Annotated in this window: 11 protein-coding genes; 7 read left to right on the top strand and 4 right to left on the bottom strand. The window is 66.0% G+C overall.

Annotated elements, in window-relative coordinates; all coding sequences use genetic code 11:
* Positions 1-47: 47 nt before the first annotated feature.
* On the bottom strand, positions 48-530 hold the full coding sequence (locus ACNH6H_RS23680; protein WP_418320730.1) for a DUF4863 family protein: 483 nt from the start codon (positions 528-530) through the stop codon (positions 48-50).
* Positions 531-636: 106 nt separating this feature from the next.
* Here ACNH6H_RS23680 and ACNH6H_RS23675 point away from each other — a divergent pair, with 106 nt between their 5' ends.
* The 7 genes from ACNH6H_RS23675 (at position 637) to ACNH6H_RS23645 (ending at position 8,363) form a co-directional block, all read left to right on the top strand.
* On the top strand, positions 637-1,602 hold the full coding sequence (locus ACNH6H_RS23675; protein WP_418320729.1) for a helix-turn-helix transcriptional regulator: 966 nt from the start codon (positions 637-639) through the stop codon (positions 1,600-1,602).
* An 84-nt stretch (positions 1,603-1,686) separates the two neighbouring features.
* Positions 1,687-3,345, top strand: coding sequence for a 2,3-epoxybenzoyl-CoA dihydrolase (gene boxC / locus ACNH6H_RS23670; protein ID WP_418320728.1), 1,659 nt, complete (start codon positions 1,687-1,689; stop codon positions 3,343-3,345).
* Between the two features lie 40 nt (positions 3,346-3,385).
* Positions 3,386-4,813: a benzoyl-CoA 2,3-epoxidase subunit BoxB gene (gene boxB / locus ACNH6H_RS23665; protein WP_418320727.1), complete on the top strand. Its 1,428-nt coding sequence runs from the start codon at positions 3,386-3,388 to the stop codon at positions 4,811-4,813.
* Positions 4,814-5,048: 235 nt separating this feature from the next.
* Positions 5,049-6,335 carry a benzoyl-CoA 2,3-epoxidase subunit BoxA gene (boxA, locus tag ACNH6H_RS23660; protein WP_418320726.1) on the top strand — a complete coding sequence of 429 codons (1,287 nt, stop codon included), beginning with the start codon at positions 5,049-5,051 and terminating at the stop codon, positions 6,333-6,335.
* Positions 6,336-6,443: 108 nt separating this feature from the next.
* Complete coding sequence (locus ACNH6H_RS23655) at positions 6,444-7,229, top strand: enoyl-CoA hydratase-related protein (protein WP_418320725.1); 786 nt, start codon at positions 6,444-6,446, stop codon at positions 7,227-7,229.
* Positions 7,230-7,236: 7 nt separating this feature from the next.
* Positions 7,237-7,677 carry a MaoC family dehydratase gene (locus ACNH6H_RS23650; protein ID WP_418320724.1) on the top strand — a complete coding sequence of 147 codons (441 nt, stop codon included), beginning with the start codon at positions 7,237-7,239 and terminating at the stop codon, positions 7,675-7,677.
* A 95-nt stretch (positions 7,678-7,772) separates the two neighbouring features.
* A complete protein-coding gene (locus ACNH6H_RS23645) occupies positions 7,773-8,363 on the top strand; it encodes a restriction endonuclease (RefSeq protein ID WP_418320723.1) in 591 nt (196 codons plus the stop codon).
* Positions 8,364-8,369: 6 nt separating this feature from the next.
* Here ACNH6H_RS23645 and ACNH6H_RS23640 read toward each other — a convergent pair whose 3' ends face one another.
* Genes ACNH6H_RS23640 through ACNH6H_RS23630 form a run of 3 tightly spaced genes read right to left on the bottom strand, consistent with a single transcriptional unit; the run spans position 8,370 to position 11,408 of the window.
* Entirely contained in the window at positions 8,370-9,224 is an 855-nt protein-coding gene (locus ACNH6H_RS23640; protein WP_418320722.1) for an isocitrate lyase/PEP mutase family protein, read from the bottom strand.
* Between the two features lie 52 nt (positions 9,225-9,276).
* Positions 9,277-10,497 carry an MFS transporter gene (locus tag ACNH6H_RS23635; RefSeq protein ID WP_418321472.1) on the bottom strand — a complete coding sequence of 407 codons (1,221 nt, stop codon included), beginning with the start codon at positions 10,495-10,497 and terminating at the stop codon, positions 9,277-9,279.
* The gene (locus tag ACNH6H_RS23630; protein WP_418320721.1) at positions 10,494-11,408 is read right to left on the bottom strand and encodes an alpha/beta fold hydrolase; all 915 of its coding nucleotides are present in this window, start codon (positions 11,406-11,408) and stop codon (positions 10,494-10,496) included. Before ACNH6H_RS23630 ends, ACNH6H_RS23635 begins: the two co-directional genes overlap by 4 nt.
* Positions 11,409-11,464: the final 56 nt, after the last annotated feature.

Here is an 11,464-nt window from a genome sequence, read left to right as displayed (position 1 = left end):
GACGGCGGCGCGGGCGGCTGCCGCGCGCCGGGCGCCGGCCGGCTCGCTCATCGGGTGAATTCGATCCGCCCTTCGGGCAGCAGATAAAGCACCAGCGCACGGCCGTCGGAAACCGTCGGATGGTGGGCGCTGCCGGGCGGGCAGACCAGCCAGCCAGCAGGCTGGCCATTGAATCGTGCATCACCTTCGAGCGGCATCACGAGGTCGATTTCGCCGTTCGGGTGCATGTGGTGCGGGCCGACGACATCCTTCATGTCGACGACGTCGACCGAAAAACCGTGCAACTCAGGCGTCGGCTTGAAGATCCGGCCATAACGGATGCCGCCGCCTTCGCGGTTGCACAACCAGCCGGCCTCGGCGCCGGCGATGCAGCTGGCCTTCAGTTCGGCATAGGTTTCGCTGTCCGGGCCCCATTCGCGGTTCAGCCAGCTGCCCAGTTCATCATCAAGCGGCCGGCCGGCCATTTGAGCTGTCAGCTGCGCGAGTTGCGCCTTGAACGATTCGGGGGTGACGGTATCGGTCTGGCTCATCATCATTTCCAACCTCGGTAGACATCGGGTGGGGCGGGTTTGGTCTTGTCGCCCCAGCCAACATGCAGTATCGTGCTTGTTCGAACTCTAAGTTCGTGGGCCTACCATGTCAAGCACTATATTGCCTGTATCCGAGTTAACACCTAGCGCCGCAGCCTCCGAGGCCGAAGATTCCGGCGGCAAGCACCCGTTTCTGGTCGCGCTCGGTCAGCGCGTCCGCGATATCCGCGCGCGCCGCGGCATGTCGCGCAAGGCGCTGGCGCTGGCCACCGATGTCTCGGAACGGCACCTTGCCAACCTCGAATACGGCGTCGGCAATGCCTCGGTGCTGGTGCTGCTGCAGGTTGCGGTCGCGCTGAAATGCTCGCTTGCCGAATTGCTCGGCGACCCGACGACGCAGTCGCCGGAGTGGCTGATGATCCGCGAGATGCTCGAGAACCGCGATGAGGCGACGCTGCGCCGGGCGCGCGAGGCGATCGGCGAGCTGCTCGGCTCGGGCAGCGCCAAGGCGTCGGCCAGGTCGCGGCGCGGATCACGGGTTGCGCTGATCGGCCTGCGCGGCGCCGGCAAGACGACGCTCGGCAGCATGCTGGCCGAAGACCTCGGTTTCCCGTTTGTCGAGCTGAGCCGCGAGATCGAGAAATTTGCCGGCTGCACGATCAGCGAGATCCAGGGGCTGTACGGCCAGAACGCCTACCGCCGCTACGAGCGGCGGGCGATCGAGGAAGCGATCCAGATCTATCCCGAAGCGATCATCGCAACCCCCGGCGGCCTCGTCTCCGACCCGGCCAGCTTCAACCTGCTGCTCGGCCATTGCACGACGGTCTGGCTTCGCGCATTGCCGGAGGACCACATGGCGCGGGTCGCCGCGCAAGGCGACATGCGGCCGATGGCCGGCAACAAGGAGGCGATGGACGACCTGAAAACCATCCTCGCCGGCCGCGCCGCGTTCTATTCGAAGGCCGAATTCCAGCTCGATACCAGTCGCCAACCGCTGCAGCCAACGTTTCTGGCCCTGCGCGAGATGGTGCGCAACGCATTGCAGATGGATCAGACAGAACACGCAGAATAATGCACTAAACTGCTTGACGGAGGCATTTATCGGCAATATGATGCATGCATGCCATCCCAGAGCACCTGCCCGCAAGGAGACACCATGAACCAGCCCGCACGCGTCGACTACCAGACCCATCCCGACAACTACCGCCACTGGAAGCTGAAGTTCGAAGGCCCGGTGGCCACGCTGGCGGCCGACTTCGACGAAAACGCCGGGCTGCGTCCGGGCTACAAGCTCAAGCTCAACAGTTATGACCTCGGCGTCGATGTCGAGTTGAACGATGCCATCAACCGCATCCGCTTCGAGCATCCTGAAGTGCGCACCGTGGTGCTGACGAGCGCCAAGGACAAGGTGTTCTGCTCGGGCGCCAACATCTTCATGCTCGGCGTCTCCAGCCATGCCTGGAAGGTCAATTTCTGCAAGTTCACCAACGAGACCCGCAACGGCCTGGAGGATTCGTCGAAGCATTCCGGGCTCAAATTCCTCGCCGCGGTGAACGGCGCTTGCGCCGGCGGCGGCTACGAAGTCGCGCTGGCCTGCGACGAGATCATCCTCGTCGACGACCGCTCGAGCGCGGTCAGCCTGCCCGAAGTGCCGCTGCTCGGCGTGCTGCCGGGCACCGGCGGCCTGACCCGTGTCACCGACAAGCGCAAGGTCCGCCACGACCTCGCCGACCTGTTCTGCACCAGCGTCGAAGGTGTGCGCGGCAAGAAGGCGAAGGACTGGAAACTGGTCGACGATATCGCCAAGCCGGCCGAATTCGCAAAGAAGGTGCAGGAGCGCGCGCTGCAACTGGCCGAGCAGAGCGACCGCCCGGCCGATGCAAAAGGCGTCGTGCTGACGCCGCTGCAACGAACAATCGAGGCTGACGCACTGCGTTATTCGAACGTGACAGTCGAGATCGACCGCAACAAGCGCACCGCGACCTGGACCGTGAAGGGCCCTGGCGCCGATCAGCCGACCGACGTCGCCGGCATAGAGGCCGCAGGCGTTGCCTGGTACCCGCTGGTGCTGGCGCGTGAACTGGAAGATGCGATCCTCGAGATGCGCACCAACGAGCTCGACATCGGCACCTGGCTGATCAAGACCGAAGGAGAAGCCGATGCGGTGCTGGCAATGGACAAGGTCCTGCTGGCCAACAAGAGCCACTGGCTGGTGCGTGAAACCACCGGTCTGCTGCGCCGCACCTTCAGCCGCCTGGACGTTTCGTCGCGCAGCCTGTTTGCACTGATCGAACCGGGCTCGTGTTTTGCCGGATCCTTCCTCGAGCTGGCGCTGGCCTGCGACCGCAGCTACCACCTGGCACTGCCCGACGACGAGGCGAAGGCGCCGAAGATCGCGGTGTCGGAAGCCAATTTCGAGCTTTATCCGATGATCACCGGCCAGACGCGGCTCGAGCGCCGCTTCTACGGCAACAGCAGCGAGATCGATGCGGTGCGTGCCGTCATCGGCGACAAGCTCGATGCCGATGCCGCATTCGGTCTTGGCCTCGTCACCGCGAACCCGGACGACATCGACTGGGACGACGAGGTGCGCATTGCGATCGAGGAACGGGTCGCGATGTCGCCCGACGCCTTGACCGGCATGGAAGCGAATCTGCGCTTCAACGGCCCGGAAAACATGTTCACCCGGGTCTTCGGCCGGCTCACCGCATGGCAGAACTGGATCTTCCAGCGGCCGAATGCGGTTGGCGAAAAAGGTGCGCTGAAGGTCTATGGGTCCGGCGAAAAAGCCGGCTTCGACTGGAACCGCGTCTGATCACCCCCGATTGAGCAACTGAACCGCAGCAGGAACACCCATGAGCACCATCAACTACAGCGAAAAGATCCCGAACAACGTCGACCTCGGCAGCGACCGCACACTGCAGCGCGCGCTCGAACAATGGCAACCCAACTTCCTCAACTGGTGGGGCGACATGGGGCCGGACGGCTCGAACAATTTCGACGTCTATCTGCGCACCGCGGTCAGTGTCGATCCGCAGGGCTGGGCGCAGTTCGGCCACGTCAAGATGCCCGATTACCGCTGGGGCATCTTCCTGAACCCCGGGGACGCCAACCGCGAGATCCACTTCGGCGACCACAAGGGCGAGAAGGCCTGGACCGACGTTCCCGGCGAGCACCGCGCCAACCTGCGCCGCATCATCGTCACGCAGGGCGATACCGAGCCGGCATCGGTCGAGCAGCAGCGCCACCTCGGCCTGACCGCGCCGAGCATGTACGACCTGCGCAACCTGTTCCAGATCAACGTCGAGGAAGGCCGCCACCTGTGGGCGATGGTCTACCTGCTGCACAAGCATTTCGGCCGCGACGGCCGCGAGGAAGCCGAGGCGCTGCTCGAGCGACGCAGCGGCGACGAGAACAACCCGCGCATCCTCGGCGCGTTCAACGAGAAGACGCCGGACTGGCTCAGCTTCTTCATGTTCACCTATTTCACCGACCGCGACGGCAAGTTCCAGCTCTGCGCGCTCGCCGAAAGCGCCTTCGATCCGCTGGCCCGCACGACCAAGTTCATGCTGACCGAGGAAGCGCACCACATGTTCGTCGGCGAGTCGGGCATCAGCCGCATCATCAGCCGCACCGTCGCCGCAATGAACGAGCTGAAGACCGACGATGTCGGCAAGCTGCGCGCCGCCGGCGTGATCGACCTGCCGACGATCCAGCGTTACATCAATTTCCACTTCAGCGTCACCGTCGACCTGTTCGGCGCCGACGAGTCGAGCAATGCCGCGATCTTCTACAGCTCGGGCCTGAAGGGCCGCTTCGAGGAAGGCAAGCGCGACGACGACCATGTGCTGAAGGGCCAGACCTACAAGGTGCTCGAGGTGCAGGACGGCAAGCTGGTCGAGAAGGATGTGCCGATGCTCAATGCGCTGAACGAGGTGCTGCGCGACGACTACATCAAGGACTCGGTCGCCGGCGTCAATCGCTGGAACAAGGTGATCGACAAGGCCGGCATCCCGTTCAAGCTGAGCGTGCCGCACAAGGCCTTCCACCGCAACATCGGCTCGCTGTCGGGCGCCAAGGTATCGCCGGACGGCCGCGTCGTCAGCGATGCCGAATGGGATGCCAACGTCGACAAGTGGCTGCCGAGCAGCGAAGACCGCGCCTATGTCGCCAGTTTGATGGGCCGCGTCGTCGAGCCGGGCAAGTTCGCCAACTGGATCGCGCCGCCGGTGATGGGCATCAATCGGCAGCCGGTGGATTTCGAATACGTCCGATTCAATTGACCCACCCGGAGCGCCTTCGGCGCATTCCACGCCCTCGCAGAGCTCGGACGGCACCGGCGGACCGGCGAAGCCGGATCCGCGGTGGCCGCTTGATAGTCCGCGGTGGCGCGGGTATTTTGTGGGAGCGGCTTCAGCCGCGATTCGGGCTCGAAGCATGCACGCCGATCTGAGCTGAATCCGATCCCGCAGCGGCCGGCGCTCCCCTGTGCTTGCCGGGCCAAACAGGAGACAAACCATGGACGCGTCAGACGTCGTCATCATCAAGCAGCATCTGATCGACCCCGAGATCTGCATCCGCTGCAATACCTGCGAGGCGACCTGCCCGGTCGATGCAATCACGCACAACGACGACAACTATGTCGTCGATGTCGACAAGTGCAACCTGTGCATGGACTGCATCTCGCCGTGCCCGACCGGCTCGATCGACAACTGGCGACAGGTGCCGAAAGTCAAGGCCTACAGTGTCGAGGAGCAGTTCACCTGGGAGGAACTGCCGCCGGAACTGGGAGCCGAGGAGCTGGCTGCGGCCGGAGCGACAACCGCGGAGGCGGCGCCTGCCGTCGAAGCGCCGGCGCCTTCTGCGCTGGCCGCGGTGGCCGAAGGGGAAACGAGCTTCGTCAGCGCCCGCTTCGGCGCGACGATTCCGCCGTGGTCGGCCGCGCATCCGTTCACCAATCTTTATGGGCCGAAGGCGGCGGAGAAGACGATCGAGGCGACCGTGACCGGCAATGTCCGCGTCACCGAGGTCGGCAAGGAATACGACACCCACCACATCGTGCTCGATTTCGGCTCGCGGCCGTTCCCGATCCTCGAAGGCCAGTCGATCGGCATCATTCCGCCGGGCACCGACGCCGCCGGCCGGCCGCACCATGCGCGGCAATATTCGATCGCCAGCCCTCGCAACGGCGAGCGGCCCGGCTACAACAATGTCTCGCTGACGATCAAGCGGGTGCTCGAGGACCACGACGGCAATCCGGTGCGCGGCGTCGGCAGCAACTACATGTGCGACCTGAAGGTCGGCGACAAGGTGCAGGTGATCGGCCCGTTCGGCACCAGCTTCCTGATGCCGAACCATCCGCGATCGAACATCGTGATGATCTGCACCGGCACCGGCTCGGCGCCGATGCGTGCGATGACCGAATGGCGGCGCCGGCTGCGCGCGTCGGGCAAGTTCGAGGGCGGCAAGCTGATGCTGTTCTTCGGCGCCCGAACCAAGGAAGAACTGCCCTATTTCGGCCCGCTGAAAAGCCTGCCGAAGGATTTCATCGACATCAATTTCGCGTTCTCGCGCGAGGCCGGCAAGACCAAGCGTTATGTGCAGGACGTGATGCGCGAGCGCGCCGCCGATGTCGCGAAGATGCTTGCCGACCCGGACAGCTATTTCTACGTCTGCGGGCTGAAAAGCATGGAAGAAGGCGTCGTGCTCGCGCTGCGCGATGTGGCGGTGCAAGCCGGGCTGAACTGGGAAGGCATTGCCGAATCGCTGAAGAAGAACGGGCGACTGCATCTCGAGACTTATTGACCCACCCTCAGATGCTCACCAACCCGGTCAGCTCTGTGGGAGGGGCTTCAGCCCCGATTCGGGCTGCTGGCATGCGACCAGATCGGGGCTGAAGCCCCTCCTACAAAGATGAACACACTCCATATCACCAAGCGGGCGGCCGGCGTCGCCCAGGTCACGATGTCTCGCCCGGACGTCTTCAACGCCTTCGACGAGGCGATGATCGGCGAAATCGACGCGGCATTCGAACAGCTGGCCGGCGATGACGAGGTGCGCGTGATCGTGCTCGCCGGCGAAGGAAAACATTTCAGCGCCGGCGCCGACTTGCAGTGGATGCAGCGCGCGAGCACCGCGAGCCGCGAATGGAATCTGCAGGACGCCCGCAAATTTGCCGGCATGCTGCACCGCATTGCCAGTTCGCCGAAACCGACTGTGGCCCGTATCCAGGGCGCGGCGCTCGGCGGCGGTGTCGGCCTGGCCTGTGCCTGCGACATTGCAATTGCCGTCGACAACGCGAGCTTCTCTGTCAGCGAGGCGAAATTCGGCATCCTGCCGGCGGTGATCGGCCCCTACGTCACCAATGCGGTCGGCCGGCGGCAGGCGCAGCGTCTCGCGCTGACGACCAGCCGCATCGCTGCGCCCGAAGCGATGGCGATCGGCCTGGTGCAGCAGGTCGTGCCACTCGACGGGCTCGATGCCGCAATCGATGCCGTCGTCACCGATCTGCTGATCGGCGGGCCGCAGGCGCAGCGCGAGATCAAGCAGCTGTTTGCGCAACTCGAGGTCGGCCCTATCACCGACGAGGTGCGCGAGCTGACCGCGCAGACGATCAGCCGGGTGCGCGGCAGCGACGAGGCGCGTGAAGGATTTGCCGCCTTCCTCGGCAAGCGGCCGGCAAACTGGATCCCGCGCTGAGTCGGCAATGAAATTTGCCGAATTCCATGCCGGCCAGACCATCGAGGCCGGCCCCTACCCCGTCGACGAGGCCGAGATCATTCGCTTCGCGAAGGCCTACGACCCGCAGTGGTTCCACACCGATCCGCAGGCGGCGAGCAAAGGCCGCTTCAACGGTTTGATCGCCAGCGGCTGGCATACCTGCGCGATCGCGATGCGGCTGGCAACCGACGCCGCGCTGCACGGCTCGGAATCGTTTGCGTCGCCCGGCATCGAACGGATCCGCTGGCCGCACCCGGTGCGCCCCGGCGACCGGTTGCGCCTCGTCGCCACGGTCACCGAGGCAAGGCGTTCGGCGAGCAAGCCCGATCTCGGCATCCTCGAATGGCGCTGGCAGCTGTTCAACCAGAACGACCGCGAGGTGCTGGAACTGCAGGCGACCAGCCTGTTCGACCTGAAGCCGGGCTGAGCCACGCGCAGGTCGGCTCCGCCGCGACGGCGGGCACGCCGCGGGCAACACGTAGACTCCCGGATCGCACCACCGACCGTTGAGGAGAAGCCCGCTTGAAGCTGAAGATGGCCAAGAATTCGCTGTTCGCGATCCTGCTGCGGTCGCCATGGTGGATCAGTTTCCTGATTGCAGCGGTGCTGTCGCTGATTGCCGCAGCCCTGTTGCCCGATGCCTACAAGATCGTCGGCGGAATATCGGCGGCGCTGCCGTTCATGGTCGTCGGCATCATCGCGGCGAACCGGCAACGCGGCCTGCCGAGCGCCGAGGAGCAGCAGCGCACCCGCGAACGCCTGTCGGCGATGCCGTGGCCGGAATTTTCCGCGCTGCTCGAACAGACCTTCGCCCGCGACGGATATCAACTGACACGCAGCAGCAACACCGCCTACGACTTCGAACTCGAGCGCAACGGCGCACGCATGCTCGTCTGTGCACGCCGCTGGAAATCGGCCCGCATCGGCCTCGAGGCCTTGCGCGCGTTGCAGGCGGTGCGCGAAGCGAAGGACGTCTCGGCCGCCGTCTACATCTGCCTCGGCGAACTGACCGAGAACGCGCGCCCGTATGCCGAACAGCACGTGATCAGCATCTGGCAGGCGGCCGAAATGGCGCAGGTATTGCGCGGCAAGGGGCCGGCAAAGCTGCGCTGATCCCGCTCAGCCCAGTTGCCGGCGGCGCCGGTCGTCACGGAAAAAATCGTCGAGTTCGACGCCCGATGCGGCATCGGCAAAGGCATCGAAGCGCCCTTCGTCGGCGAGCATGCGCGCCGCACGCATCATGCCGCCCCAGGCAGCCCGGGCCAGCGCACCGCCGACGCTGACGCGGCGCACGCCGAGTTCGGCGACCTCGGCCATCGTCAGCGGGCTGGCGTGGCCGATCAGCAGGTTCAGTGGCTTCGGCGCGACAGCCGCGACCAGCGCGGCGATCTGCTCGCGGCTGCGGATGCCCGGCGCATACAGGCAATCGGCGCCGGCCATCGAATAGGCCGTCAGCCGCGCAATCGTTTCGTCGAGGTCGGTGCGCCCGACCAGAAAACATTCGGCACGGCCGACCAGCATCACGTCGCCGCCGGCCTTGTCGATCGCATGGCGGGCGGCGCGGATGCGGTCGACCGCGGCGTCGATCGGCAGCAACGGATTCGCGCGGTCGCCGGTCGAATCCTCGATCGACAGGCCGGCGATGCCGGTCTCGACGGCCAGCCTCACGTTGTCGGCCAGGCCACCGAGGCCGCTGGCAAAACCGCTCTCGAAATCGGCATTGATCGGCAGGTCGCTGGCCTCGACAAGCTCGTTCAGATGCGCCAGCACGGTATCGCGCGGCACCGCGTTGTCGTTGTATCCCTTCGACCACGCGAAGCCCGAACTGGTCGTCGCCAGCGCCTTGTAGCCCAGGCTTTGCAGATAACGCGCGCTGCCGATGTCCCACGGGTTCGGGATCGCGAAGCAGCCGGACTCGTGCAACTGGCGGAAGCTGCGCCGTTTGTCGGTGATGCTGGGGCGGGGATCGGCCATCGGTTGTTCCTGCGCGCAAATGGGGAGTGCGGCGATTCTGCTCCAGCGGTGGTCAATCCTGTGCCGCAGGCCGCACGTTTCGAAATGCCGCCAGCAACGCCAGGTCGTAGCCGATCTTCAGCACACCGCAGGCGATCAGCGGCGCACCGAGCAGGCCGGCGGCCATCAGCGCGCCGGCCAGCGTCGGGCTCGCCGCAGAGGCCAGGCTGCGCGGCACCGCGGTGAAACTGGCGGCGGCCGCGCGTTCGGCCGGCGTCACGACGGCCATCACGAAGGCGCTGCGGGTCGGCACGTCCATCTGCGACAACGCAGCGCGGACGAACAGCAGGCCGAGCGCGAGCCACAGGTCGGCGACCAGCGCCGCGGCGATCAGACACAGGTTGGCCGGAATGTGCGTGAACACCATCGTATTGAGCAGGCCGATGCGCCGCGCGACGACCGGCGCGGCGAGTTGCGAACCTGCGGCCAGCAGCCCGGCCCAGAAAAAGAACGCGCCAGCCTGCACCAGGCTCAGCCCGAAGCGCTCGAACAGCCACAGGCTGAGCAGCGAATTGACGACCAGGCCGCCGGCAAACGCGTCGACGCTGAACAGCGCGGCCAGCTTCAACACGATGCCGCGCGACGGCCCGAGCGGCGCCGGTCGCGACGCGACCCGGCCGTCGTCGACCGGCAGCCGCCGATACAACCACCAGACCAGCAGGCCGATCAGCGCATACAGCAGAAACATCGCGCGGATGCCGGCCAGCCGGTCGACGGTCTGGTGCAGCGCCAGCCAGGTCGGGATGCCGGCGGCCAGCGCGCCGACCGCGGCGCACAACGCACCGGTCAGCGAATAACGGGCAAACAGCACGGTGCGGGCATCGCCGCCGGTCGAATCGGCGATCCGCGCATGTTCGAGCGGCAGAAAAACGCTGACATCGCCGGAACTCGGATTGATCGTGCCGACAAAAGCCACCAGCAGCAGCGGCCAGAAGGACGACAGGCCGGCAAAGCCGAGGCCGGTTGCCGCCATCAGCAGCGCCGCCGCCAGCAGCAGCCGGCGCGACGGCCAGCGGTGGCCGACCGCGCCGATTGCCAGCGTCGCCAGCGCCGAACCGAGCAGCGTTGCGGTGCTCAGCAGGCCGACGTCGAAGCCGCCGTAACCGAGTTCGATCAGGTAGGCCGGCAGCAGAATCGCGACATAACCGTCGGCAAATGCACGCAGCCCGCGGCCGCCCAGCAGGCGGCGCGCTTCGGCGGTGCTGGCGCGATTGGCCACGGCCTGGCCGCTCAGGCCGGCGGATGCTGCAGAAAGCCGAACACGTGGTCGAGCAGCAGGTCGGGCGCCTCTTCGGCGATGTAATGGCCGCACGGCAAGGCCTGCCCGTCGACCTGAATCCCGACCCGCCGCCATTCGTCGAGCGGCCGGAAGCAGCGGTGCACGACGCCCTCCTCGCCCCACAACACCCGGGTCGGCATCGTCAGCTTTCGCCCGGCCTCGCGGTCGGCCCGCTCATGCTCGAGATCGATGGTGGCAGCGGCGCGGTAGTCCTCGCACATCGCATGCGCGGCGCCGGGCAACGCCAGGCAGCGCTGGTATTCGGCCAGCGCCCGCGGATCGAACGGCGCCAGCCCGGCGCTGCGGCGGCCGAGCACGTCGCGCACATAGGCCGCGGGGTCGGCCTCGATCAGCCGCTCCGGCAGCGGCGCCGGCTGGATCAGGAAAAACCAGTGCCAGTAGCTGCGCGCGAAGGTTTCGCTGGTCTGCTCGTACATTGCCAGCGTCGGCGCGAGGTCGAGCAGGATCAAGCGGCCGACCGCCTGCGGATGATCGACCGCGAGGCGGTGCGCGACGCGTCCGCCGCGGTCGTGGGCGAGCACGTCGAATTGCTCGAAGCCGAGCATGCGCATCAGCGCCAGCTGGTCGAGCGCCATCACGCGCTTCGAATAATTGCCGTGATCGCCGTCACCTGGAGGTTTTGATGAATCGCCATAACCGCGCAGGTCGGCGGCGACCACTGTGAACCGTTCTGCCAGCCGTGGCACGACCTTGTGCCAGATCACCCGCGTCTGCGGATGGCCGTGCAGCAGCAACAGCGGCGGGCCGGATCCGCCGATCGTCGCGGCAATGTCGATGCCATCACCGACGTCGACGATGCGCTGCTCGAAGCCGGGAAACAGTTCGGGAGTCGGGTCAGCAGTCATTCGAAGCCTTCTTGCGGGCGATGCCCGTTGATTCTCTGCATGGTGCTCGTCTTTCG

It is taken from the genome of Pseudideonella sakaiensis (genome assembly GCF_048320135.1).
In the GTDB taxonomy this organism is placed as follows: Bacteria; Pseudomonadota; Gammaproteobacteria; order Burkholderiales; family Burkholderiaceae_C; genus Ideonella_A; species Ideonella_A sakaiensis_A.
The sequence above is the reverse complement of the archived record's forward strand: the minus strand, read 5'-3'. Positions and strand labels throughout refer to the sequence as shown.

Excerpts from the sequence above, each read along its gene's own strand:
- ACNH6H_RS23680 (WP_418320730.1), bottom strand. The coding sequence starts at position 530 with ATGAGCCAGACCGATACCGTCACCCCCGAATCGTTCAAGGCGCAACTC.
- ACNH6H_RS23675 (WP_418320729.1), top strand. The coding sequence starts at position 637 with ATGTCAAGCACTATATTGCCTGTATCCGAGTTAACACCTAGCGCCGCA.
- boxC (WP_418320728.1), top strand. The coding sequence starts at position 1,687 with ATGAACCAGCCCGCACGCGTCGACTACCAGACCCATCCCGACAACTAC.
- boxB (WP_418320727.1), top strand. The coding sequence starts at position 3,386 with ATGAGCACCATCAACTACAGCGAAAAGATCCCGAACAACGTCGACCTC.
- boxA (WP_418320726.1), top strand. The coding sequence starts at position 5,049 with ATGGACGCGTCAGACGTCGTCATCATCAAGCAGCATCTGATCGACCCC.
- ACNH6H_RS23655 (WP_418320725.1), top strand. The coding sequence starts at position 6,444 with ATGAACACACTCCATATCACCAAGCGGGCGGCCGGCGTCGCCCAGGTC.
- ACNH6H_RS23650 (WP_418320724.1), top strand. The coding sequence starts at position 7,237 with ATGAAATTTGCCGAATTCCATGCCGGCCAGACCATCGAGGCCGGCCCC.
- ACNH6H_RS23640 (WP_418320722.1), bottom strand. The coding sequence starts at position 9,224 with ATGGCCGATCCCCGCCCCAGCATCACCGACAAACGGCGCAGCTTCCGC.
- ACNH6H_RS23630 (WP_418320721.1), bottom strand. The coding sequence starts at position 11,408 with ATGACTGCTGACCCGACTCCCGAACTGTTTCCCGGCTTCGAGCAGCGC.